The organism is Vibrio kasasachensis, from assembly GCF_050337565.1.
Lineage (GTDB): Bacteria > Pseudomonadota > Gammaproteobacteria > Enterobacterales > Vibrionaceae > Vibrio > Vibrio kasasachensis.
This window is the reverse complement of sequence record NZ_JAKJTB010000017.1, coordinates 116015-141033: the sequence shown is the minus strand read 5'-3', so window position 1 is coordinate 141033 and position 25019 is coordinate 116015. Positions and strand designations below refer to the sequence as shown.

19 protein-coding genes and 3 tRNA genes are annotated in these 25019 nt (G+C 42.4%); 10 read left to right on the top strand and 12 right to left on the bottom strand.

What is annotated here, in order from left to right; genetic code table 11:
* Positions 1 to 23: 23 nt before the first annotated feature.
* Positions 24 to 2390, bottom strand: coding sequence for an efflux RND transporter permease subunit (locus L4C38_RS14885; protein ID WP_428798345.1), 2367 nt, complete (start codon positions 2388 to 2390; stop codon positions 24 to 26).
* A 167-nt stretch (positions 2391 to 2557) separates the two neighbouring features.
* Positions 2558 to 3346, bottom strand: coding sequence for a TetR/AcrR family transcriptional regulator (locus L4C38_RS14880; protein WP_428798344.1), 789 nt, complete (start codon positions 3344 to 3346; stop codon positions 2558 to 2560).
* A 235-nt stretch (positions 3347 to 3581) separates the two neighbouring features.
* Here L4C38_RS14880 and L4C38_RS14875 point away from each other — a divergent pair, with 235 nt between their 5' ends.
* On the top strand, positions 3582 to 4658 hold the full coding sequence (locus tag L4C38_RS14875) for a PQQ-dependent sugar dehydrogenase (RefSeq protein WP_428798343.1): 1077 nt from the start codon (positions 3582 to 3584) through the stop codon (positions 4656 to 4658).
* On the opposite strand, the gene L4C38_RS14870 is transcribed toward L4C38_RS14875, so the two are convergent.
* The 7 genes from L4C38_RS14870 to uvrY form a co-directional block, all read right to left on the bottom strand.
* Entirely contained in the window at positions 4631 to 6139 is a 1509-nt protein-coding gene (locus tag L4C38_RS14870; RefSeq protein ID WP_428798342.1) for a sensor domain-containing diguanylate cyclase, read from the bottom strand. The genes L4C38_RS14875 and L4C38_RS14870 overlap by 28 nt on opposite strands.
* Positions 6140 to 6690: 551 nt before the next feature.
* A tRNA-Leu gene (locus tag L4C38_RS14865) sits at positions 6691 to 6777 on the bottom strand.
* 69 nt (positions 6778 to 6846) lie between these two features.
* Positions 6847 to 6922: transfer RNA gene (locus tag L4C38_RS14860), tRNA-Gly, on the bottom strand.
* 20 nt (positions 6923 to 6942) lie between these two features.
* Positions 6943 to 7016: transfer RNA gene (locus L4C38_RS14855), tRNA-Cys, on the bottom strand.
* 236 nt (positions 7017 to 7252) lie between these two features.
* Entirely contained in the window at positions 7253 to 7810 is a 558-nt protein-coding gene (gene pgsA, locus L4C38_RS14850; RefSeq protein ID WP_428798341.1) for a CDP-diacylglycerol--glycerol-3-phosphate 3-phosphatidyltransferase, read from the bottom strand.
* A 68-nt stretch (positions 7811 to 7878) separates the two neighbouring features.
* A complete protein-coding gene (gene uvrC, locus L4C38_RS14845) occupies positions 7879 to 9711 on the bottom strand; it encodes an excinuclease ABC subunit UvrC (RefSeq protein ID WP_428798340.1) in 1833 nt (610 codons plus the stop codon).
* Complete coding sequence (uvrY, locus tag L4C38_RS14840; protein WP_428798339.1) at positions 9711 to 10355, bottom strand: UvrY/SirA/GacA family response regulator transcription factor; 645 nt, start codon at positions 10353 to 10355, stop codon at positions 9711 to 9713. Before uvrY ends, uvrC begins: the two co-directional genes overlap by 1 nt.
* 365 nt (positions 10356 to 10720) lie before the next feature.
* Between uvrY and L4C38_RS14835 the strand changes: the two genes are divergently transcribed.
* The 3 genes from L4C38_RS14835 (at position 10721) to L4C38_RS14825 (ending at position 15806) form a co-directional block, all read left to right on the top strand.
* Entirely contained in the window at positions 10721 to 11206 is a 486-nt protein-coding gene (locus L4C38_RS14835; protein ID WP_428798338.1) for a DUF3015 family protein, read from the top strand.
* A 136-nt stretch (positions 11207 to 11342) separates the two neighbouring features.
* Positions 11343 to 13196, top strand: a complete 1854-nt coding sequence (locus tag L4C38_RS14830) for an Lnb N-terminal periplasmic domain-containing protein (protein ID WP_428798337.1) — start codon at positions 11343 to 11345, stop codon at positions 13194 to 13196.
* Positions 13197 to 13439: 243 nt separating this feature from the next.
* Positions 13440 to 15806 (top strand): DNA polymerase II, encoded by a 2367-nt coding sequence (locus tag L4C38_RS14825; protein WP_428798336.1) that lies wholly within the window; start codon positions 13440 to 13442, stop codon positions 15804 to 15806.
* Here L4C38_RS14825 and L4C38_RS14820 read toward each other — a convergent pair.
* Complete coding sequence (locus L4C38_RS14820) at positions 15792 to 17867, bottom strand: EAL domain-containing protein (RefSeq protein ID WP_428798335.1); 2076 nt, start codon at positions 17865 to 17867, stop codon at positions 15792 to 15794. The genes L4C38_RS14825 and L4C38_RS14820 overlap by 15 nt on opposite strands.
* 154 nt (positions 17868 to 18021) lie before the next feature.
* Positions 18022 to 18786, bottom strand: a complete 765-nt coding sequence (locus tag L4C38_RS14815; protein ID WP_428798334.1) for a nucleotidyltransferase domain-containing protein — start codon at positions 18784 to 18786, stop codon at positions 18022 to 18024.
* A 178-nt stretch (positions 18787 to 18964) separates the two neighbouring features.
* Between L4C38_RS14815 and yeiP the strand changes: the two genes are divergently transcribed.
* Together yeiP and L4C38_RS14805 are read left to right on the top strand one after the other, a co-directional pair.
* Positions 18965 to 19531, top strand: coding sequence for an elongation factor P-like protein YeiP (yeiP, locus tag L4C38_RS14810; RefSeq protein ID WP_428798333.1), 567 nt, complete (start codon positions 18965 to 18967; stop codon positions 19529 to 19531).
* Between the two features lie 2 nt (positions 19532 to 19533).
* Complete coding sequence (locus tag L4C38_RS14805; protein ID WP_428798332.1) at positions 19534 to 19854, top strand: HI1450 family dsDNA-mimic protein; 321 nt, start codon at positions 19534 to 19536, stop codon at positions 19852 to 19854.
* A 131-nt stretch (positions 19855 to 19985) separates the two neighbouring features.
* Here L4C38_RS14805 and ihfA read toward each other — a convergent pair whose 3' ends face one another.
* Positions 19986 to 20282: an integration host factor subunit alpha gene (gene ihfA, locus L4C38_RS14800; protein ID WP_428798331.1), complete on the bottom strand. Its 297-nt coding sequence runs from the start codon at positions 20280 to 20282 to the stop codon at positions 19986 to 19988.
* Positions 20283 to 20907: 625 nt separating this feature from the next.
* Here ihfA and L4C38_RS14795 point away from each other — a divergent pair.
* The 4 genes from L4C38_RS14795 to yciA all read left to right on the top strand — a co-directional run bounded on the left by L4C38_RS14795 (position 20908) and on the right by yciA (position 24961).
* The gene (locus L4C38_RS14795; RefSeq protein WP_428798330.1) at positions 20908 to 23400 is read left to right on the top strand and encodes a hybrid sensor histidine kinase/response regulator; all 2493 of its coding nucleotides are present in this window, start codon (positions 20908 to 20910) and stop codon (positions 23398 to 23400) included.
* Between the two features lie 162 nt (positions 23401 to 23562).
* The gene (locus L4C38_RS14790) at positions 23563 to 23784 is read left to right on the top strand and encodes a hypothetical protein (RefSeq protein WP_428798329.1); all 222 of its coding nucleotides are present in this window, start codon (positions 23563 to 23565) and stop codon (positions 23782 to 23784) included.
* Positions 23785 to 23889: 105 nt separating this feature from the next.
* A complete protein-coding gene (locus L4C38_RS14785; RefSeq protein WP_428798328.1) occupies positions 23890 to 24429 on the top strand; it encodes a septation protein A in 540 nt (179 codons plus the stop codon).
* Positions 24430 to 24565: 136 nt separating this feature from the next.
* Positions 24566 to 24961 carry an acyl-CoA thioester hydrolase YciA gene (yciA, locus tag L4C38_RS14780; protein ID WP_428798327.1) on the top strand — a complete coding sequence of 132 codons (396 nt, stop codon included), beginning with the start codon at positions 24566 to 24568 and terminating at the stop codon, positions 24959 to 24961.
* Positions 24962 to 25019 lie beyond the last annotated feature (58 nt).

The window sequence follows — 25019 nt, the reverse complement described above, 5'->3', positions numbered from 1 at the left end:
GTCTAATTCCTTCTAAATTCTGCTTAGCTGTTTACAGGTGAAAGTGGCGTGTTGTCAGATCGAGGCTGATCCTCTATTGCTGGATATTCAGCTTTATCAAACTTCATCAACAATGCTGGTAGGAAAATGAAATCCACCACCAAAGCGATGAAGACGACAATCGCACTCAGTAGGCCCATATCGGAATTTAGCCTAAAGCTCGACATCGCCAAGACAGAGAAACCCGCAACCAGTACTACTGTCGTAATCCATAAAGCGCGACCAACTGTGTGGAAGGCATATCGAACCGCTTGCTCTGCGTTTTGTCCCATTTTTCTCGCACGTTGATATTTGGAGAGAAAATGAACAGCATCATCAACAACAATGCCTAGAGTCAATGTCACCACTACGGATAGACCAAGGTTAATTTCGCCAGAAATTAACGCCCAAAGACCAAAACCAATAATGGCGGGAGCGACATTTGGCATTAGACTAATTAGGCCCAGTCGAAATGATTTCAAAGAAAAAACCATTAATGCTGATATCATTAATAAGGTGATAGGTAGCGTAGTTAACATACTTGCCATGTTCGTTTCGCCAATATGAGCAAACATCAAATTTGGGCTAGACGCGACTACTTGATACTGCGGTGCATTGCTGGCGAACCACTGGTAGATACGCTGTTCAAGATCGACTAATTCAACGCTGCCAAGATTCTTAGTCGTAACCACCACCTTCACTGAAGACTTGTCGATATTAATTTGATTATTTAGATCTAAACCAAACGGCAATGACATTTCATATAACAGAAGATACTGTGCCGCCAATTCACGCTGATCCGGCAGACGATAATAGCTATCCTGATCGCTATGCATGTTTTTGTTTAATCGCTTGTAGGTATCAGACAGCGAAGCGACATGATCAGTTTCTGGTTGAGCACGAAGCCACTGAGTAAAATCACCCAAGGCTGTGATTAACTCTGGCGCAGCCACACCTTGTGAGTCACCCGTTTTAATCGCAATACTGATATTGGTCATACCGCTGATACGTTGTTCCATAAAATCAGCCGCTTGACGAAACTCACTGCTTTGATCAAAGTATTTTACCGAGTCATCATTCACTTTGTTTAATGGGATCGCCGCCGCCGCTAAGGCGATAACAGCCATCGATACGGGCAACAACACAGTTCGATACGCCACGACGGTATTTGCCAACTTATCCATGAAACTTGGATTTTGTTTGTTTGAATCTGGTTCGCTTTGAACTTTTATCGGTAACACTTTCAATAATGCCGGTAGCAAGGTCATTGAAAGTACACAAGCCAACATTACCCCCAGCGCCGCGACATTGCCGAAATCACGCAAAACCGGTGAATCCGACATGTTCATCATTAGAAAGCCAATTGCCGTCGTGATAGAAGTGATGAATATCGGTAACGCATTGATTGCAATGCTGTGATTGATGGCATGTACCTTGTCATCGCCTGATTTCATCCGTTGGCGCATGGTGGCAATGACATGCACACAGTCAGCGACTGCTAACGTCATCACCAATGTAGGGATATTGACGGTTGCGGTGGTAATGAACATCCCAGCCCATCCCGTCAACCCCATTGTTGCCGCCACCGAGCCGATAATCACAACAAGAGTGGCAAGCACACTAAGAATCGAGCGAAGCATTAAGGTAAGAAAGAACAGGATCACTAGGAACATTGCCGGAACTAGCGTTGCGCTATCATCTTGAGCGGCGACCATAAATGCATCATTTAGGGCAACCACACCAGCTTTGTAGAAGTCGACATCTGGATAAAGGGTCTGATACTTCTCGATAAGCTGGTCGACAAACTCAATGACCTCAACCGATTCGGCGGTTTTGTCGACTTCCGGCATTTGGATGGTGACATTAATTACAGATACATCACCTGCATGAGAAATCATTGAGCCAACCAATGCAGGCTCATCAAAGGCGATTTGTTTTACTCGTTCGATCCTTTCAGAGGTGTGAGAATATTCCTCGAATAATAGATCTTCTACCAATAAATCGTCTTCAACCGCTTCAGTATGCTGAAAGTTTGATAATGAATCGACACGGCTAGAGTATGGGATTTGCCAAGCATCTTCAGTGAACTGCTGGATAAGCGTCAGAGTTTGCTTAGAAAAAATATTTCGATCACTTGGTGCAACCACTATCGAAATGTTATCTGACTTAGAGAAAGTCGCTTGTATTTCATCAAATGCTTGTAGCTGTTTATTTTCACCATCAAAGAAGACTTCATAGTCGCCTTCAAAGTACAGGTTTTTCCCACCTATTGTGGCAGCAACAACCAGTAACATCGTTAGGGTTATTACCCACCAAGTAAAGCGCGTTGGCCATGTAAACCAAGCTTTAGAATTGGGGTTAGTCGTGTTCATCACACTCTCCATTTGTGACGTTTCGTCAAAATAGTTCAAATAAAAAGCCAAAAAACATGGCTAATTAGTGAACTGACTGTGTTGGTCAAATTAAAAACTTCAACCACATCAAAAGTGACGATTCGTCATAAACGGTCATTTTAAAAGCCCCTAAGGGCTTTGATGCTCTAACGACCTATAGAGTCAAGGAACTCAATTTCTTCTCTAAATAGTTCTCGCTCAACTCGCTGCCACGTTTTCCGATAATCCCACTGAGTTGAAAGAGGCTTCCAGTTGAGACCATCAAGTAACATATTAGCGTTATTTAGTACGGTGAAAGGATCTTGTAACCGCTTAATACAATGGCTGCGAGAAGCATTTTGAGCTAACGCATTGGAACCAAAAGCAATGGCCCAGTTAGCAAATACAATTGAGTCTGAGCCTATGCCTGACGAAAATCTAAGATCACCAGCCTCTACAGCCTGCAGAACTAATCCGTCAGCATACGCTACGACTTGTTCTTCCAACTCATTCATCTCTTTCACTCGTGCAGGCGAGGCTTTTTCTAGAACCCAAGGGCTTTTTGCCATTATCGCACATGTTGATAACACCGGCTCCATTCGAGCATATATGCGGTAACTAACATGCATGGCAACGACCTGCTCACGCGTACTACCACTGAACTGGTTAGTCCTTGAGAATAGTACAGCCTCTGATTTGAGTGAGTGAATACACAACGCTATAATCACATCTTCTTTGCTGCAAAAATGATTGTAGATCGTCCCCTTTGAATAAGGACTTAATGCCGTTAATTTATCCATGGTTAAATTACTAAAGCCTTGTTCTTGAACCAAAGACTTAGCAAGTAACACAAGTTCTACTTCGCGATCGGCGATGGATTGTTGTTTTTTACTCAACCCAAACGAACAACCTGTGACATTTTTTTGCTCTTTATTTTTACAGCTGAAACCAAACATGATTTTCTTTGCCCGTATATCCGTACTCCCTGACCTTCGTATTATAACACGGTTCGATCTCTCTACCGAACTCATTTTATGACGACTCGTCATTTCTGACGCTTCGTCATATTAATCAACATATGCACTTAGTTCAAGTTGTTTCACAAATTACTTTAATGCTATTGATTAGTATTTGCTTTACGTCCAATTTGCTAAGATAACAACATCACACCTTGCTATGGATGGCGTTTATATGAAGATAGTTAACATACTGCTGTTACTTTTAGTTGCTAGCGCTGTTGATGCAAAGGCGTGGCAGGCTCATATGATTACTTCTAAGCTTGACGTTCCTTGGGGTATGGCAGTAGTGGATGAACAACACTTATTAGTCACTGAGCGCAATGGACGAGTTGGGATACTTAACCATCTATCAGGTCAATACAAAAAACTTATACATTTCCCTCATGTTATCGCCAAAGGTCAAGGTGGATTACTTGATGTGGCCCGCTCCCCATTTGAAGCCAATACTTATTATTTCACTTATAGCCGCGACACTAGCACAGGCATTGAAACCTTACTTGCTAAAGCGGTACTAGAAGAAAACAAATTAATCAATTTAACCGACATATTCGTCACGCAATCAGGATCAACCTTAGGGCAACATTTTGGTAGTCGCATTACCTTCGACAAAGAGTATATTTACTTCTCCGTTGGTGATCGTGGTATGCGGTCAAATGGTCAAAATTTACAAACCCACGCTGGAAGTATCATGCGACTAAATCCAGACGGTAGCATTCCGAAATCAAATCCATTCTTTGAGCATGGGGAAATAGCGAGTGCTATATGGAGCTATGGACATCGAAATCCACAAGGTTTATTCCACGATGGTAAAACCAATCAACTGTGGTCTATAGAACATGGTCCAAGAGGTGGTGATGAGATAAATCTTATTTTGAAAGGGAAGAATTACGGTTGGCCTATAACTTCTCACGGCAAAGAATATTGGGGACCAGTCCAAGTTGGACAAAGCGAAGAAATGGAAGGCATTGCCTCACCGAAAAAAGTTTACGTGCCATCTATCGCACCAAGTAGCATGATCCTGTACCGCGGCGAGCGCTATCCCAATTTAAAAAATAAACTCATTATAGGTTCACTTAAACTAGCGCATATAAACGTCATCACTTTATCAGGCAACAACGCCATTGATGAGCAGAGAATTTTACAAGACTTAGGAGAGAGAGTTCGCTCGCTTGTTGTTACGCCTGCTGGTGACATTATTTTTTCCACAGACGCTGGTAATATCTATCGCTTAGCTCTTAGCTTAGAGTAAATCACTGTTACTTTGGTACTAAAAACATTTGCCCAAGCAGAACGATTACGCCCTGCTCTTTTACTTTCATATAGCGCATTATCTGCGGTAGTAAATAGAGACTCAACCAAGTGTTGGAAATCGATATCGTCAGAATTTAGGCTATCAATATGAGCGAAGGAAGCACCGATAGAAACGGTGATTTTTTTGAAGATAGGATTGCCGCTGTGAAACAAGTTACTGTTTTCCACTGAGCGTCTTAACAACTCACTCACTCTTTCAAGTTCATTTCTATTGTGTCGACTGCACAGAATGACGAACTCTTCCCCACCGTAGCGAAATGCCATATCCACATTGGTGAGTGGAGCTTGAAGCTGAGTCGCGACATTGACTAACGCGTTATCACCTTGCATGTGCCCATAAATATCGTTGTAGGCTTTAAAATTATCGATGTCACATATCATCAAGCCAACGACTTTACCCTCGCTTACATTGCGCTGAATATAAGAGGTCGCCGTTCGAGCGTATTTATATCGAGAACCGAGCCCGGTCAAAGAGTCAGCATCTGATTTAGCTCGCAGTGAATCTAACTGCTGATCAATTTTTAATAGCAAACCTCGATAAGCTTGAGCTAACTGACCAATTTCGTCATGACGATCTAATTCCGGAAGCGCGCCAAGATTGCGATAACTCACAGAGCCGCCCATACTTTTCGCTAATTTTTTTAGTGGATGAACGATCCAATGAGCGACCCAAAAAACAATAGATAATGCAACCAACAACGCGATTAACGCCTCGAGTGCGATAGAGTCAGTCAAAGTACTCCTCACATCTTTTAACTCTTGAGCATCAAACACCGCCCATATTGAGCCACCATTTTTATTGCGTAGAGGTAAAACAACGTGCAATACATAATTTTTATCATCAAGAAAATAGTCTTCTTTTACGCTTGACGGTTTTTTCCAATCCACAGAAGAAGACGCGACCATTGCGTCACTATCTTCAAGTAATCGATGTTCAGAGCGCGCTTTTTCGAGCAAATAGTTGAGCTTACGCGACTCAAGCGTATTGTGATACTCAACTCTTTTAAGGCGCTCTTCTAGCTTATTTATATGTTCAATCGATGCAGTCATTTCACCGAGGACCACGTCAGTTCGCCACACAGCTCTCGCTGACGGAATATAGCGGACAGTAATCGACTTATCTGAATAGTCTGATGTTCCGCTCACTTCTACAAATAATGCATTTTCGATAGCCGACAACGTATCTACCGTTGAGGACAAAGTCATCGAAGCATAGTTCTCTCTAGAAACAGCGGTAGAAAACATGTGTATTTGCGATTGAAGAGACTGCTTGGCGAGCACAGCAGAGAAGTTAACCTGCCGGTGCCACTCACTCTGATACCTGGCAACACTCATACCAGAAATTATTAACAGCGCGAGCAAAAGATGAGATAGAAACAGAGTTTGACTAACTGTTAACCTTTTTGCCAATGCGATCATTTAAGCATACCCTGCGGCGACGTAGTTTCATGCTCTTCTAGAACCGAGCATATTCCATGTGAGCAAAATTCTTGATACGCAGTGAAGCAACAGTCACAACACTCTGACTTAAGGGAATAATGCATATGACTAATGTCTCCACCTGCATGTTATAGGAACCCAAATTGCGTCGCCACTAAGTGTAGCAAGTCAACCATACGTATCCACTGTGCCCAATATGTTATTTAACAACAATATGTTAGGTTAAATGCGCTCCGATTAACAACGTTTTAGGGGATTGTGTACGCCTACTCATCGACCCTGTGTAGCAAGTCAAGTTCTATGCTTACTGTTTCACACGTTTCAAATTTATACTATATGTATGACAACCAATTATCGTAATTCAAACAAGCGATAACGCTAACGTGAGAGTGAGTTTTTATTCGTGGGAAAGGAATCACTAGATACAAAAATGCCCCGACGATTGTCGAGGCATTAAATTTGTGCTGAATCTTATTGATTCAACCTGACAACATTACACATATCGTCCATGTTGTACTGATTAGGTTAGATGGTGCCCCGGGCCGGACTTGAACCGGCACAGCGCGAACGCCGAGGGATTTTAAATCCCTTGTGTCTACCAATTCCACCACCAGGGCACACAAATCTAAATTTGTAATGGAGACACCATCTTCGCAATCAACTTCAAAGTCAATTCCGGTAAAATTTGGAGCGACACATCGGGTTCGAACCGATGACCTCAACCTTGGCAAGGTTGCGCTCTACCAACTGAGCTAGTGTCGCATTCTCTCTAAGAAGAGAGATGGAGGCGCCTCCCGGAGTCGAACCGAGGTCCACGGATTTGCAATCCGCTGCATAGCCACTCTGCCAAGGCGCCGTTTTGTTCCTTCCAAGCATCTCACTGAGTTGCTCTTGGGTACGGGATGCATTTTACGGATTCACTCTTATGAGTCAACACTAATTTTTGAATTTTAAATCGTTTGGCCAAATTACCATCAATAGTGCTCTATTTACTTACTTTTCTTCATTTCAATAGCTTAATTTGATGACTTTTAAACACATTCTAGATTCAGATAATAAAAACGGGCATGCGCCCGTTTTATCAATTTTTTGTTATTGATGCTCTTCACTAAGCAGATCATCTTTCGCAGCCATTAAATATTGTGCCATTGACCAATACGTTAAAAATGTAGCGATATAGATAGCGGCGTAGCCTACCCAAACCATCCAATCATCATAACGCCAAATTAGCACCCACAATGCAAACATCTGAGCTAATGTTTTAAATTTTCCTACCCATGATACTGCCACATTTGCGCGCTTACCTATTTCTGCCATCCACTCACGCAACGCAGAAATAATAATTTCGCGACCTATCATGGTTACCGCTGGAATGGTAATCCATATACTATGATAATGATCAGTAATCAAAATCAGAGCCGTTGCAACAAGCACTTTATCTGCTACTGGGTCAATAAACGCTCCAAATCGCGAGGTTTGCCCTAGTTTTCGAGCCAGCATACCATCTAGCCAATCAGTAAAACCTGCCACCCAAAAAATCATAGCTGCAGCAAATGGTGCCCAACTATAAGGTAAGTAAAACGCTACGACAAAAACTGGAATAAGAAAAAGTCGTAGTAAAGAGAGAATGTTAGGGATGTTGAAACGCATATTTATTAGCTCTTATGGTGCGCGCTGTTTGCTGCCTAAAAACAGGCTCTTATGGTGCTCGATTTTTACTATTGTTTCAATGCTTGATAAATATTTTCTGCTAAAGAATGACTAATGCCCGGCACTTTGGTGATTTCTTCAACAGTTGCTCGTTTTAACTCTTGCAAACCCCCCATATACTTTAGAAGTGCTTGTCGTCGTTTAGGTCCGACACCTTCTATGCCTTCTAACGCACTGGTACGCCGTGTTTTTCCTCGCTTCGCGCGATGTCCGGCAATCGCGTGATTATGGCTCTCGTCTCTAATATGCTGCATCAAATGCAATGCTGGAGCATCACTGGGGAGGTGAAACTCATCACCATCTGTTGTGATCAGCGTTTCTAAACCTGGCTTCCTCGTCACGCCTTTTGCAATACCAATCAATCGTGGACGCTTGGGCCAATCAGTCCAATATTGACCAATCACTTCATGTGCCCGATTGAGCTGACCTTTACCACCATCAATAAAAACAATATCGGGAATTTTCTCAATATCTAATTGCTTGGCATATCGACGCTCTAACGCCTGCCCCATCGCTGCGTAATCATCCCCACCAGTAATACCCTTGATATTATATCGGCGGTATTCTTGCTTCACGGGCCCCTCAAGATTGAATACAACACAAGATGCGATAGTACTTTCTCCCATCGTGTGCGAGATATCAAAGCATTCCATCCGTTGAATCGATTCTAAATCTAATAATTCTCTCAGCTCTGAAAAACGTTGGGATATGGTCATCTTGTGATTGATTTTGGTGGTTATCGCAGTCAGAGCATTGGTATTGGATAGCTTGAGATAACGGGCACGCGTACCAGTAGGGTTAACATGAAACTGGACTTTTCTGCCGGCGATTGAAGACAAAGCCTCTTGCAATGGCGATGCATCATTCAATAGACCTTCATTCAAAATAATGCGCGTAGGTACCGTCCTTGCCTCATTATGATTCAAGTAATACTGGCTTAAGAAGCTGTAAAAAACTTCTTGCTTAGTGGTGTCGCTAGGGATTTTAGGGAAATGACTGCGGCTACCTAATACCTTACCTTGGCGGATCATTAAGATATGAATGCAGGCGATGCCATTTTCTTGCGCAAAACCTAACACATCAAGATCATCCATTGAGTCTTCGGAAACAAACTGCTGCTCTTGAACTCTGCGGATCGCTTGAATTTGGTCACGAAACTTAGCCGCCGATTCAAATTTTAGCTCGCGGCTTGCCTCTTCCATCTTACCGACTAAGGTTTCCAAGACTTGCTTATCTTTGCCACGCAAGAAAAGCCTGACGTATTCGACCAATTCTTGATATTCGTCATCGGAAATAATGGTGCTAACACACGGTCCGGCACAACGACCAATCTGATACATCAAACAAGGACGAGTACGGTTACCGTAAACACTATCTTCACATTGACGAACGGGGAATATCTTCTGAAGAAGATGCAACGTTTCTCGCACGGCACCAGAGTCTGGATACGGTCCGAAATATTCTCCTTTGCGTTTTTTCGCCCCTCGATGCATCGAAAGACGCGGGTGCTTATGAGCACTGATAAAGATATAGGGATAGGATTTATCATCACGCAGCAGCACGTTGTACTTAGGCAAATACTGCTTGATGTAGTTATGCTCAAGGATCAGCGCTTCTGTCTCGGTATGGGTCACCGTCACATCGATTTTGGTAATATGACTCACCAATGCGCGGGTTTTCTCACTGTCGACTTGCTTGCGGAAATAGCTGGTGAGACGCTTTTTAAGATCTTTGGCTTTACCAACATAAATAACAACCAACTCGGCGTTATACATACGATAAACGCCGGGTTGATTGGTGACTGTCTTTAAAAAAGAAACCGAGTCGAAAGAAGGGGTCACTACAATGTCTCGGTATCTAGCATCCCGTGCCGGATAGCGAGGTGGGTTAACTCAACGTCACCACTGATGCCAAGTTTGGCGAACAGTCTGTAACGGTAACTGTTAACCGTTTTTGGACTCAGGCTAAGTTGTTCAGAAATATCTGTCACTTTTTGCCCTTTGGTAATCATCATCATTATTTGCAGCTCACGTTCAGACAGCTCGGCGAAAGGATTCTCCGATGCTGGTGAAAACTGGCTTAACGCCATCTGTTGAGCTATTTCAGGCGAAATATAACGCTGACCGCTATTCACTACTCGAATAGCGTTAACCATTTCGTCAGGACCAGCACCTTTAGTTAAGTAACCACCAGCACCGGCTTGCATCACTTTAGTTGGAAACGGATTTTCCGTATGAACAGTTAAAACGATGATTTTTACATCCGGATTGAATCGCAAGATTTTTTTGGTGGCTTCCAGCCCCCCAATACCTGGCATATTCATATCCATTAGTACGACGTCAGCATGGTTATTTCTACACCATTTTACTGCGTCTTCACCGCTTACAGCTTCCCCTGCTACGTTCATCCCACGGACGTCTTCAATAATACGTCGTATCCCTGTGCGAACCAGCTCGTGATCATCTACAAGGAAAACACTAATCACACTTGTATCTCCACACTATTAAAAATTGGTTCTGCACCCACTGATCAGAGTGGATAGCAACTAGTTGCCTAGTTTAACTCAAAAATGAAAAATTCATCACTCCGAAATATGTGCGCAAACGCAAAGTTTAGCAAGTACTAATTTTCAGTTATGAAGTTAGTACTGCAATTATTTTTACTATCAGTAAGTTACCCTCTAGTTGCATTGAATGTAGACAGTACGGCGTTTATCTCTTTTTATTTTGTAACATTCATTGAAAATGAAACCAATTTCATTTATTTTTCACCCCATGATAATTTCTTATTATCATGCGCATGAATGCTAACAAGTAAATGTTAGCTCTATATAACGATTAAGGACATATTATGAAAAAGCTACTAGCGGTGGCAGCTCTTGCTGCAACACTACCTCTGTCTCAATTTGCTATGGCTGATCAAGACATCGGTTGTGGTCTAGGTACTATGATTTTTGATGGCAAATCAGGCAAAGTATTTAAAGTGCTAGGTGCAACTACCAACGGTACTTCAGGCAACCAAACTTTCGGTATCACTTTTGGTACTCTAGGTTGTGACGGTACTGGTACTATCTCTTCTTCTGAGAAGCTAGCACTATTCATCGATGGCAACATGGACAACCTTGCTCGTGATATCGCGAAAGGTGAAGGCGAAACGCTAGCAACTCTATCTGAAGTATGGGGCGTTCAAGAAGCAGACAAAGCAGCTTTCAACACTCTAGCTCAAGAAAACTTCGCAGAAGTATTCAAATCAGAGAACGTAACTTCTCAAGAAGTATTTGCTAACCTAAACAACCTAGTAGCTCAAAACGATGCTCTAGTTGGTTACGCAATCTAATTTAAGCTTAGCTTGAGTTTGAAGTGCCCTTCTGGGCACTTTTTTATAGCTGTTTAAATAGTTAAGCGCTTTTGTTTCTCTTTAATAAGAAAGAGCGATCAACTATCTAAATACAAAGACAGTTCTACGGATTTGAATGAAACTTTCAGTTATATCTAAAGCGCTACTCATGGGATGTGGGTTATGTGCGTCTTCCTTTGCATTCTCGGCAACTTCCCTCAATGTAGAACAGCTTGCTCAAGACCCTTATTGGCTTAAGCTTGGTCACTATATCCCAAACACCTTTTCTGGCTTTAAAGGAACGGTCGATAGTGAAGAGTTCTATTTGTCTCCGCAAGGAGCTAAATCGCCAGAGCATGAGCTACAAGCAACCATTGACGCTCTGTATAACAACGATGGGTCTATCGCGCTTCAAAAGCGATGTGAGTACCCGGCTCGCTATACATGGATTCAATCTAAGCTTGGGAAAGAAACGCTGCTAGATTGCCCAGAACTTGAAACATGGCGAGAGGTACTTGACCCTGAGGGAATGACATTGGTTTTCCCAACTGCCTTCATGAACAATCCCTCATCGATGTTTGGTCATACACTGCTAAGAATTGATGCCAAAGATCAAACTCGTCATAAAGAGCTGGTGGCTTTTGCTATCAATTTTGCAGCAGAACCTGAAACACAAGATAACGCGGCTCTATACGCGGTAAAAGGTTTGGTAGGCAGTTATCCAGGTCGTTTTACCGTTATGCCCTACTACCGCAAAGTGCGTGAATATAACGACATTGAGTCACGCGATATTTGGGAATACAAACTCAAACTAAATGAACAAGAAGTTGAGCGAATCTTGCTCCACCTATGGGAAATGCAACGCGCTGAGTTTGACTATTATTTCTTAGACGAAAACTGTTCATATCAACTGTTGGCACTACTGGAACTCGCCCGAGATGACTTACAATTGATTGACCAGTTCCCATTGCATGCAATTCCATCCGACACTGTTGAGGTTCTAAACAGCGCGAAATTGCTCGAACGTCCTGCCTATCGTGAATCGTTCGGAACTCGCCTGCTCCATCAAGCCAACGAAATTAACCCGGAACTGTTTGATGCAGCGATTCAAGCCAAACAAGGGGATTTTCCTAACGACGAGCAATACTCAGCCAAAGAACGCGCAGCAATACTTGAATTTGCCTACGAATGGCTTAATTTTGAGCTATATGATGTGGGATTAGAGCGCGACCCCACGGCCAAACGTTTAACTGAATTGTTGTACCAACGAAGCCGCATTAAGGTCGACTCACCATTTAGCGATGTACCTGTACCTGAGATATCACCCGAGAAAGGTCACGCATCCGCTCGTACAGGTCTCAGCTATCAATACAGCGACCAATTAGGCGCAATGATGACCTTTGAAGGGCGAATTGCGTACCACGACTTGCTGGACTCACATAAGGGCTTTATTCCCGGTGCAAAAATCAGCTTTTTAGATACTCAGTTAAGTGTTGATGAGCAAGGCAGTTCGCGTCTAGATCGTTTCTATTTTATTGATGCCATGGCACTAGCTCCAAGCAACCGCGTGTTTGATAGCCTAGCTTGGAATGCTCGCATCGGTTTTGACCGCATGCCAAACGATGGCAAATTGGAAAGCCGTTGGTTTGGTCAAGGTGGCTACGGAAAAGCCTGGGGAGATGCCGAGTCTTTGCATTTTTACGGTCTACTTTCTGGGGAAATCAGTGGTGGTGAGCTGACAGATTATGACGCAACCTTAGGTGGCGGTATCGAAGCAGGAATGGTTTACCAACTCGCTGATAGCCACCGCGTTGCGGTCCAAGGTCAATATCTTGCCCTAGTAGACAGTGACGCTGAACAAAATGCAAAAGCCACCGCAAGTTGGCATTGGCAACTGGATCGCAATATCGCTTTGCGCAGCCAAGTTAGTTACCTACATTGGGGTGAAGAAGAACTGAGTGGTAAGTTAACCGCTTACCTCTACTTCTAGAAGCGATTGACAATGGATCACTTCTAATCATTTACTTCTGACAGCAGAAAACTATTATAGGGCGAGCAATCGCCCTTTTTTATTGGTGCTATATACCCAAAAAACTTGAAGATGCAGGTAGGCGGCAAGTAAGAAAGTCCCCTGAGCATAGGTGAACTATGTGATTGGGGCGCACGAACACAGCCAACACCGCTGCAACTTCAAGTATGACGGGTATAAACCGCCCAATCACAGGATATATAGTTGACCATTCAGCAAGGCTTTCTACTCACTCGCCAAGCGCGTGATATTCAAGGTTCAACGCAAGTTGAACTGTGGCTGACCACCGAGCGTGGACCTTATCAATTACTGATAAATGGTGAACAAACAGTATTTTTTGTCGCACAAGAAAGCCTCAACCAAATCATCAGTATTGCTGCAAAACTCAATATACCCTGTGAGGTCAAGCCTCTAGCCTTAAAGCATTTTGACCAAACGCATTTGTCAGCTTGCTATTGCCGAACCATCAAAGACTCACAACATTTAGCGCAAGAACTTGAACTGCAAGATATCAATACATTTGAAAGTGATATTCGCTTAGCTGATCGCTATTTAATGGAACGCTTTATTCAAGGCGGTGTGGAATTTACTGGCAACAGCACTCCTTTGCATAACTATCACAGAATTACGCAAGCAAAATGCCGTAAATCTGATTACTCACCGCAACTTAACGTGGTCTCTTTAGATATCGAGTGCTCAGAAAAAGGCATTTTGTATTCCATCGGTTTGGATAGCCCAATGGATAGCCGAGTAATCATGATTGGTGAGCCTCAACCGTCACCTGATACTCCAATCGAATGGGTAAAAGATGAAAAAGATCTATTAGTCGCTTTAATTGATTGGTTCAAACAATTCGACCCTGATGTCATCGTTGGCTGGAACGTTATCGACTTTGATTTTCGCTTACTGCACAAGCGCGCGGAGTGGCATAAGATGAAGCTACTACTTGGGCGCGCTAACCAACCCAGCTACTTCCGCACTTCCAATACCACGCAACAAGCGTTTATATCCATTCCTGGTCGCGTGGTGATGGATGGTATTGATACTCTCAAGACGGCCACCTATCACTTTCGCCGTTGGTCACTTGAGTCTGTATCACAAGAGTTGCTAGGCGAAGGCAAACAGATCCACAATGTGCACGATCGCATGGCAGAAATTAATCATATGTTCCGTCATGATAAAATATCTCTTGCACGCTATAACTTACAAGATTGTGTGCTAGTGAATAAGATTTTTTCCCATACACACTTACTAGAGTTTGCTATCGAGAGATCCAAACTAACAGGGGTCGAACTCGACCGTATTGGTGGCTCTGTAGCCGCGTTTACCAACCTCTATTTGCCACGACTTCACCGGGCAGGTTATGTCGCCCCTAGTCTCCACCCTGAAGACTGGCTTGCCAGCCCTGGTGGATATGTAATGGACTCTATTCCGAATTTGTATGATTCCGTGTTAGTGCTCGATTTCAAAAGCCTATACCCTGCAATCATTCGCTCATTTCTTATTGACCCTATGGGGTTAATAGATGGATTAAAACTAGAAATAGGAATCGGTTCAGATCAAGCGGTACCTGGATTCCGAGGCGGTCAATTTCATCGCCATCATCATTTTTTACCAGAAATGATTGAAAATCTCTGGGCTGCGCGCGATGAAGCCAAGCGCAACAATGAGAAAGCCTTTTCTCAAGCAATTAAAATTATCATGAACTCATTTTATGGGGTGCTTGGATCTTCCGGTTGCCGCTTCTTTGACACTCGCCTTGCTTCCAGTATTACTATGCGCGGCCATGAGATCATGAAGCAGACCAAAACGCTAATCGAAGCCAAAGGCTACCAAGTGATTTATGGTGATACAGACTCGACTTTTGTTTCGTTAAATGGGCAATTCTCTCAACAAAAAGCAGATGAGATTGGCTCGGCGTTAGTGTCTCACATTAACCAGTGGTGGACGCAACATTTAACCGATGAGTACGGGCTTAACTCGATACTGGAACTGGAGTATGAGACCCATTACAAAAAATTCCTCATGCCAACTATTCGTGGGCAAGAGATCGGTTCAAAAAAACGTTACGCAGGTTTAATCGAAGATGGGCAACAGGAGCGGATCGTATTCAAAGGATTAGAAAGCGCGCGAACTGATTGGACACCCTTAGCACAGTCCTTCCAACAGCAACTTTACTCTATGGTCTTTCATGGTGAAGACCCAGCAACATTTGTCCGTCAATTTGTCGAAGATACATTAGCGGGGATCTACGATGATCGCCTGGTTTACCAAAAGCGTCTGCGGCGCAAACTCAGTGAATATCAGAAAAATGTTCCGCCACAAGTAAGGGCTGCACGAATGGCAGATGAGCTCAACGCTCAGCTTGGTAGACCGCTTCAATATCAAAATCGCGGGCAAATAGAGTACTTAATCACTCTCAATGGTCCAGAGCCAAAAGAGTACCTAAAAAGTGGGATTGATTATCAACACTACATCGACAAGCAGCTCAAACCTGTAGCTGAAGCCATTTTACCGTTCATAGGCTTAGATTTTAAAACCTTAAGCGAGCCTCAGTTAGGACTGTTCTAACTCAACATTCACGACATTTCGCGTTGCGATGTATTTTCTCAATGCTTTCAAAGGAATGGATTTACTGTAATACCAGCCTTGAATCGAAAGATGATTTCTCAACGGAATACGCTCTAATTGTGTCTCTGTTTCTACCCCTTCAACCACCACCGATAAATCAAGATCTTGAGCGACGCTGATCAAGCCATTGAACACCTTCTGACCTTTTTCATTCTCAATGGTGTGTATAAAACTGCGATCAATTTTTATGGCATCAACATCGAACATGGTGAGATAGCTAAGAGAAGAAAAACCTGAGCCAAAATCATCGATATATATTGAAGCCCCTACTTTATGCAACGCATGCAACGATGCCGATACTTTTTCTCGGTCTTTAAGCAGAGATTCTTCGGTAATTTCTACATTCACATACTCACCAACTCGGCTGATGTATGCGGTGATTTGATTCATCAACTCAGTATCCAATATGGTTTCAGGCGTCAAATTCACACTAGTTGGGATTGCCCACCCTTCTGCGATGGCAATTTTCAGATCATGAACCACTTGGGTCACTGCCCAACGGTCAATGTCTTTCATCAATCCCGCTTGCTCAAAAGCAGGCAAAAACATACCGGGATATTCAATGCAGCCCTGCTTATCCATAGAACGAATTAGCGCCTCACAACCAATGACATTTCCGGTAACTCGGCAAATCTGCGGTTGGTACTCCATGCAAAATTCTTTGTCGCTGAAAGTATGTAATGTAAGTTCCAAATCCTGCTGCTGTTTATTCGCTATCACAAACTGACTAACACGATCATCACTTAAAGTATGTGCTTCTTCGGCTCTGCGTGAATATGTGGTATCCAGTGATGAAAACAATATCGTTTTATCGCTCGTCATCCGATTCATCAGCAATACAAACGGAGTATAGATCACGCACGAAACACCAATATTGAACAATTGCAATAAGCTGGCGTTCAGATCCCCTTGCGTCACAATCCATGCATTAACAAATACTGGGCTACTAAAAGGCATACCTGTTACGGGAGGGGCAACCAAACCAAAACTGACAGCAAAGTATGCAACCACGGTATTGGCAACAGGAGCAAGTAGGAAAGGAAAAAAAAGCCGTGGATTAAATATTATCGGTAAGCCGAATAGCAATACTTCATTGATATTCAACATACCCAGCGGCAAGCTCGCGATTGCGATCAGCCGATAAGCTCGGTTATTACTAAACAGTAGCAATGAAACCACTAGTCCAAGCGTTGCTCCTGCACCACCGACAAAGGAAAACACTCCCATGAACGAGTGGTTCACAAAATAATCGGTAGTACCACTCGTCACTAAATCAAGCTGAGCGACACCCACCGCATTTTGTAAGATATCGACTAAAGGTAGCAATGCATAATAGCCATGAATGCCGAGGAACCAGAAAAACGAATTCACCATGGCAAAAATAGCGCCAAACTCCAACGGTGAATCGCCGTAATTAAGAGAAAACAACGTCAATACACTGCTCGATTCAATCGCTAAAATTATCGAGGCATTGACCGTCAGAACGACGATACCGACAATAATACAAGGTAAAATTAGATTGAGTGACTCTTTAACAATTCGTCCCAAATGATTGTTGGTGACAAACTTAATCCATCTAAGTCCATAAATGTAGGCGATCAACGGGACCGCATAGAGTGGAGTAATGACAGAGATCAGTAACTCGAAAACAACTGTACTACCAGTAACACTAAACAGCTGATTGAACAGCGACAGATAGACGATCAAAACCAACGCTATAGGCGGACGAGGTAATCGCCATCGCATCGCGAGAATAAATGCCAGAGCCGCTGTTAATAAGATAGGAAAAAGATCGTTAACGAAGTAGTGGAGTTCAAACAGGGTTTTCACCCACGCTTCATCTTTACCGAATATGAATTCACCAATTGAGGCAACGAATAGGATCAAGGAAATAATCATCAAGCAAGGCAGAATCCAAAGCAACCCTTCCCTGATGGCTTGCAACTGTTCCGCTAATAACTTTTTGAATCCTTCAACGTACTGACCGACTATACTCAACAACCTAGTAGCTCGCCCTTGAATAACACTTAAATATGATAGTAAATCAATAATTTGGAACGAGTTGTGAGTCGAATCAATTTAAGTAGCACTTTAGCCTTAGGCTCATGGGATACACATCAATTGCGTCAAATTGTGTGAGGCATCTCTAGCATCGCTAACCGATCCTAAATTCAGTCTTTTTATACTCCTTTGCCAACCATTCGCCGTATGAATCAATTACGCCAATGATCGATCGTTTAGCAATCACTCGCTGTGATAGCATGATCACTAAACGTTCAATTTCTATTTGCATTTCAGGATGATATCGCAAGAATTGTTTGCCACATTCAATTGGCGAGTCATACCATGCTCGGTCTTTAGGGATAACCAAAGAATAACTTGCTCTAAGCATTTTTTTAGCAATGATATGCTGTGATTTAAGCACTTCATTCTCTTTATCTCGAACAATTCGGTTGCGATAAACCGCTAACCAGTCTTCAACATCCATATTCCAGTGCTTTGCGATCTCCCAGCTAGGTTCGTAATCACCAAAACACTCAGAAAGATCCTCTCCATACACACACGTTGCACAGTGGCGCAATAGAAAGCCCCAAGAAAAAAGACTGTCGAGTGAGGCAACCTCGTTGACTAACGCGGTTTTAAAGCTGACTTCTGTCACATGAGGATAGGATTTTTGAAATCGCCACCTTATCGTGTTGAACAATGTTGTACGCTGCTGGTTAAAGCTGTTGTGCGTCACTACAATCACGTCAAGATTAGAACGAAAAGGAACCGCTGTTTTTCTCGCGACGCTACCGTAAATATATACACTGTGGAGATTTCCACCCAGCCCAGAGCGCAAGAAACTTACGAGTTCTTGCACCACCTGACTATAATCGTTTTGGAATGGTTGTTTGGGATCGAGTATCGATAAAATCATCAAAGAATCTGAAGCTATTTCACTTAATTCACCATGTTCCCTTACTGCGCGCTTTCAATCAAGATAATCACGTGGCAATTTACACATTTCATACGATTTCAGAGTGAGTTGAAATAGCATCTTGCATTTACTTGGGTATATAATGCCGCCCTTACAACGCATATGAAGGAAACTGTTCATGCCTAAGGCAAGTGAGCTAAAAAAAGGTTTTGCTATCAACTCAAACGGCAAAACGCTACTAATTAGAGATATCGAAGTGACTACTCCTGGTGGTCGTGGCGGAGCTAAAATCTATAAGCTGCGTTGCGTTGATTTGAATACAGGTGCACGTTCTGACGAGCGCTTCAAATCTGACGACGTTGTTGAAACAGTAGATATGTTTAAGCGCGCTGTGTCTTTCTCTTATGTCGATGGCGACGAGTACATTTTCATGGATAATGAAGATTACACTCAGTTCACATTTAAGGAAGCTGACATTGAAGATGATCTAATGTTCATCACAGAAGAAATTCAAGGTGTGATGGTTGTTCTCGTTGACGGTAACCCTGTTGCCATTGAACTACCAGCAACAGTTGAACTATCAATCGAAGAAACTGACCCTTCAATTAAAGGGGCTTCAGCTTCAGCGCGTACAAAACCGGCTCGCCTGTCAACAGGCTTGACGGTACAAGTTCCTGAATACATCGCACCAGGCGATCGTATCATTGTGAACACTGCAGAACGTAAATACATGAGCCGTGCATAATTATGATTGAACTGATTTCTTACGATGATGCGATTGACACCGCTTACGACATTTTCTTGGAAATGGCACCCGACAACCTAGAAGCCGTCGATGTCATTCTATTTACTGCGCAATTTGAAGACCGCGGAGCAGCCGAGCTGGTTGAAACAGGCGACGATTGGGCAACCCACGTTGGTTTTGACGTTGATAAAGAAGTCTATGCGGAAGTTCGTGTTGGTCTAGTTAACGAAGAAAACGACGTTTTGGATGATGTGTTTGCACGCTTATTAGTAAGCCGTGATCCTGACAACAAGTTCTGTCATATTTTATGGAAACGCGATTAGTTTCGTTTCGATAGATGCAAAAACACCCAAGCATGCTTGGGTGTTTTTCTATCACTTAACATGTATCTAAAATTCGCACGAACAATAGATACTTTTAAGTAACAGTAGGAAATCGATCCATCGATAACGCTTTAACTTTCGCCGTGAATCGTCTCAACACGGGCTTTCAGTTTTTGCCCAGGACGGAATGTTACGACACGGCGCGCGCTGATTGGAATGTCCTCACCTGTTTTAGGGTTTCGACCAGGACGTTCATTTTTCTCGCGTAGGTCAAAGTTACCAAATCCTGAAAGCTTCACTTGCTCGCCATTCTCTAGCGCTTTGCGAATCTCTTCAAAAAATGCCTCAACCGTTTCCTTGGCATCTCGTTTACTGTATCCAAGCTTTTCAAACAGGTTCTCGGCCAAGTCGGCTTTTGTGAGCGCCATAGAATTATCCTCAAAAGCTGTGTTAAACATCGCTGTCTCGCGACAGCGCCAAAGCATTTCGCCTCGTCAATCAATGACATAGGTACATCAATTGGAAGTGTATGCCAACCTTATGATTTTCGCCAACTTTTTTATGTTAAGATCACGAAAATTCTTACAAATCAGTTAGATATATTTACTATATTAGCAAAAAAAACAAAACTATCACAATGAATGGTCATAAATACCAGTTATTTTGTCTATAAATTACCAACAAGGCAACATATAAGACTAACATGTAAAAACGATAAATTTGTGAGATCAATGTAAGTATATAAATTATATCTGTTTATCTTTCCAGCAACTGCCCATACGCTAATTCCAGCTAAAGCAACGCCTCACTAGGCTCCCAGTATTCATCCATCCAATTTAGCAATAAATCTACTTGTTAAAAAACTAATGGATAATGCGACATAGAACGCATGACAGTAGTTTACAAAACAGGGCAAAATGTGGATAAATTTACAGCAAAAGTAGTAATTAAACGTAAATCTGGTTTATATGAATGTACTAGAGCTGGCTAATCCTCAACAGCAGCCAACGAGTAACCACTTAAAATATAGAGTCAAATTCAATGGAGTGGCGGATGTTTGACTCTATTCTGCACCCCATTTTCATGATGTTGAGCGGTGTTGCAACCTTCATTCTAGGGTGGAACGTATACTTCATTCGCTCATTTCGAATCTCCTCATTGGGATTTAATAAACGAATTAGCACTCCTTACATTTTATACTCTTTGTCACTCTTTATCTGGGTACTAAGCAATGCGTTTTTTTATTCGCCTCTTTTACCCCAAGTTGAGGAATCCACAGCACTTGCTGTCGCTCTATTTACAAACATCGTCTCTTTCTCCAGCTTTGTTTTCGTCTGCGCCATTACTCAGGTTCTCGTTTCAGACATTGATAATAACTGGTCACGAAAAGGACAATCACTGATACTTATATCTCTATCCATTTTAGCGGGCTACTTAAACTACCTACCAGGTCGAACGATCAATCACATTTCTATCAAGGGTGTTGGTCGATTTACGATTGAACTCGGACCCGAAGCAATATGGTTTTTCTTCTCCATCGTCATACTACTGGCACTAACAATCCGCAATATTTGGCTCTATTCGCGAAAAACACGAGCACTCCAGCAGATAAGATCCATATACATGTTCGTGAGCATTTTCATTTTGATGCTATCCCCCCTGATATTCAACGATGCAATTCCAATAATTTGGCGTGACTTCTCCATGATTTGGCTGCCAGCAACTTTCGCAATAGCTTCAATGCTTCTGATTGGTTATGCACTGATCACCTCTCGTTTTTATAGCCATCGGTATGTCGCTTACTCAATGTTAGCATTCGTGTTTTCTAACCTAATCATCATGATGCCGCTGGCATTGATCATCAATAGCCTGTCTTCCGAACATATTAACTTCGCTATCATTGTCAGTTGCCTTCTAACAGGGTTTACTTGGCAAAAGATATATCAATCAACTTTGCGCTACTCAAGCCAACTGGTTTACGGTCAAAAACTGTCACCTGACAACAAGATTCGCTCGCTGAGCAATGAATTTCAAAAGTCCACCTCCAATGCCTTCACTGAAATCGCAAAAACTCTCGGTATAGAGCAACATGATTTACAGCTTGTTTCTAATCTTCAAGATGAAAAAATCTATACCTCACAGCTATACGGACAAGATAGTGTTTTGATATACGATGAGATTGAAGAGCTGATATTAAACAACCACTCGATCAACAAGATGCTGGAAAATATCTATTACAAAATGAAGTCGGAAAACGTCGCATTAGTTCTGCCAATTTTCGATTACAACAATAGTATGAGTCATTTGTTACTAGTGAAAAAAAAGCGCGTCGGTCATCTCTATTTTTGTGAAGAAGTAAAAGCCCTACAACACGTTCTGATAAGAGCTCAAGGCTACATTAATGCCGACAGGAAAGTACACCAGGCGCAAGCTCTCGCAAACTCCATCGCCCATGAAATGCGCAATCCCCTCGCTCAGGTTCAATTCCAATTTGAATTATTGGAAGCCAAGTTAGAACAAAGTAGTTGTCAACAAGAATTGAGTAAAGAGCTCACGAACGGAAAAATGGCGATCGAAAGAGGACGCCAACTTATTGATATCATTTTACGTGAAGTCAATGATTCAGCACTAGAGCACGAACCAACCCATGAAACTTCAATTAGATCTTCGATCACTCAAGCCGTTGAGCGATACGCCTATGAGTCAGGTGATATACGCGAACGTATCGAAATTAACATTAATCCTGATTTCTGCGCCAAGGTAAATGAAACCCTATTTAACTTTGTTATTTTCAACTTGTTGCGTAATGCGATTTACTATTTCGATTCATATCCCGATAGCATGGTCGAAATAAAAACCTTGTCAGGCAAATACGAGAACTTTCTCATTATCCGTGATACGGGACCAGGTATTCCTACTTCGTTACTCAAACGTATTTTCGATGACTTTTTTACTTACAGCAAAAGTGGCGGTAGTGGGCTTGGGCTTGGTTATTGTCGTCGAGTAATGAAGTCGTTTGGCGGTTCAATACAGTGCTACTCCAAGATAGGTGAATACACTGAATTTCACTTATCTTTCCCAGCAGGCACACTACCTTCATCACCGAGGTACCAACCTGAATTAAATCAGGACTTATTATCTTTAGAAACAAATGCCAAAGTAACATTGCCTCCCCAAATCCAAATGCCAACCATAATGGTTGTGGATGATAAAGAAGTGCAAAGACACCTAGTTAAACTGCTGCTCAATCAATTAGGCTATGACGTTATTTTGGCGAACAACGGTCAGGTCGCAGTCGATACAATTGCAGTGCACAACGTCGATTTTGTCTTCATGGACATTCAAATGCCCGTAATGAATGGTTTTGAAGCCGCCTCAATGATAAGAAAAATGCATCCCGGTCTGCCAATTTATGCACTCTCCGGTGAGTCGGGATACATAGAGCTAGAAAAAATCCGTCAAACAATGGACGGTCGACTAACGAAACCGACGACGAAGGAAGCGCTGAAACAAACTATAGAAAACGCTTTTTTGTCACATAACTAGTAAATATATGGCTATTCCACGTCGTTGTTTTCCTTGAACTAGTACCAGTAACAAGCCTCTAAATCCTGCATCTTGAAGTCACTTGGGTATATATTGGCATCCAATATGCTTAATGTAGTAAACGCGGTAATAATCTGCCGCATTTTGCTAGGAGGCATTATCATGAATCGTCACGCATATTATGATCTTATCCATCATGGCATTAAAAGTTTACTCACCGATCGCATGGGGCAGTTTTCAGAACCCGAATACCCGCAATACTTGAGCTTAATCATAGGGAAAGACAGCTGTTCTTCTATGAGTGATGAAGAATTAATTACCGCTGTTGATAGCCTACGCAGCGAAGGTTACTTGGAAGATATGAAGGCTTTCATCCCTCATTGATATGAAACCTTAGACTAGAGTTTGTCTCATAATGCAACGAACTGCTTTGTCTTACTCCATGATTTGGGTAGACTGAAGGTATCTCGTTAGAAATTGATATAACCAATGAAACAACTGATAGACTTTATTCCTTTAATTATCTTTTTCGTGCTCTATAAGATGTTCGACATTTATGTCGCAACTGGCGCACTGATTGTTGCAAGTGCAATACAAATTGTACTGACCTATGCGTTGTACAAAAAAGTTGAAAAAATGCAGCTTATCACTTTCATCATGGTGGCTGTGTTTGGTGGTATGACAATCTTTCTCCATGATGATAACTTCATCAAATGGAAAGTGACGATTGTCTATGCAATATTTGCCATTGGTTTGACCATCAGCCACTTAATTGGCAAATCAGCAATCAAAAGCATGTTGGGTAAAGAACTAACTTTACCGGATCACGTTTGGGCAAAGGTTACTTGGGCATGGGTTGGTTTCTTTTCTGCTTGTGCGGCGTTAAATATTTACGTTGCTCGTGAGTTGCCACTAGATGTCTGGGTAAACTTTAAAGTATTCGGTCTGCTGGCCGCTACGTTTGCCTTTACGATTATTTCTGGTGTCTATATCTATAAACACTTACCTAAAGAAAGCAAAGAAGAATAACCGCTTGGCTAGCAGATGATTTTGCTAACAAGTGAGGTATAATTGAAAAAATAGAGCGACCAATGCTGGTCGCTTTTTAGTTATTAATCGAACCGATCACTCACCGCAGTGACGTCATTACGTTGTGGATGTCAAAATGAGTCAGGAAACATGCTCTCCTAGAGGACAACTTCTTCTCCGTACCCTTGCAATGCCAGCCGATACCAATGCCAATGGTGATATCTTCGGCGGTTGGATCATGTCGCAGTTAGATTTAGCTGGCGGTATTCTGGCTAAAGAAATTTCTGGCGGTCGAATCGTTACCGTGTCTGTATCTAGCATTACATTTAAAAAACCGGTCAGAGTAGGTGATGTGGTTTGCTGCTATGGTGAATGTACTAAAATTGGTCGAACATCCATGAGTATTGATCTAGAAGTTTGGGTGAAACCCGTCAAAGAACACGGCCTAGAAGATCGCTTTATGGTTTGCGATGCTACATTTAATTATGTTGCGATTGACAGTAATGGCAAACCACGTGCGATAAACTGCTGATAATCATAAATTCAATCACATTTTCGATAATCAAAATTTTTGATAGCGCAACTATGCG

Bases quoted from the DNA above. Each gene is read 5' to 3' on its own strand.
- pgsA (WP_428798341.1), bottom strand. From the start codon at position 7,810: ATGCGTTTCAACATCCCTAACATTCTCTCTTTACTACGACTTTTTCTT.
- L4C38_RS14870 (WP_428798342.1), bottom strand. From the start codon at position 6,139: ATGATCGCATTGGCAAAAAGGTTAACAGTTAGTCAAACTCTGTTTCTA.
- L4C38_RS14790 (WP_428798329.1), top strand. From the start codon at position 23,563: ATGAATCGTCACGCATATTATGATCTTATCCATCATGGCATTAAAAGT.
- yeiP (WP_428798333.1), top strand. From the start codon at position 18,965: ATGCCTAAGGCAAGTGAGCTAAAAAAAGGTTTTGCTATCAACTCAAAC.
- L4C38_RS14795 (WP_428798330.1), top strand. From the start codon at position 20,908: ATGTTTGACTCTATTCTGCACCCCATTTTCATGATGTTGAGCGGTGTT.
- L4C38_RS14835 (WP_428798338.1), top strand. From the start codon at position 10,721: ATGAAAAAGCTACTAGCGGTGGCAGCTCTTGCTGCAACACTACCTCTG.
- L4C38_RS14830 (WP_428798337.1), top strand. From the start codon at position 11,343: ATGAAACTTTCAGTTATATCTAAAGCGCTACTCATGGGATGTGGGTTA.
- yciA (WP_428798327.1), top strand. From the start codon at position 24,566: ATGAGTCAGGAAACATGCTCTCCTAGAGGACAACTTCTTCTCCGTACC.
- L4C38_RS14805 (WP_428798332.1), top strand. From the start codon at position 19,534: ATGATTGAACTGATTTCTTACGATGATGCGATTGACACCGCTTACGAC.
- ihfA (WP_428798331.1), bottom strand. From the start codon at position 20,282: ATGGCGCTCACAAAAGCCGACTTGGCCGAGAACCTGTTTGAAAAGCTT.
- L4C38_RS14815 (WP_428798334.1), bottom strand. From the start codon at position 18,786: ATGATTTTATCGATACTCGATCCCAAACAACCATTCCAAAACGATTAT.
- L4C38_RS14785 (WP_428798328.1), top strand. From the start codon at position 23,890: ATGAAACAACTGATAGACTTTATTCCTTTAATTATCTTTTTCGTGCTC.
- L4C38_RS14885 (WP_428798345.1), bottom strand. From the start codon at position 2,390: ATGAACACGACTAACCCCAATTCTAAAGCTTGGTTTACATGGCCAACG.
- L4C38_RS14875 (WP_428798343.1), top strand. From the start codon at position 3,582: ATGAAGATAGTTAACATACTGCTGTTACTTTTAGTTGCTAGCGCTGTT.
- L4C38_RS14880 (WP_428798344.1), bottom strand. From the start codon at position 3,346: ATGTTTGGTTTCAGCTGTAAAAATAAAGAGCAAAAAAATGTCACAGGT.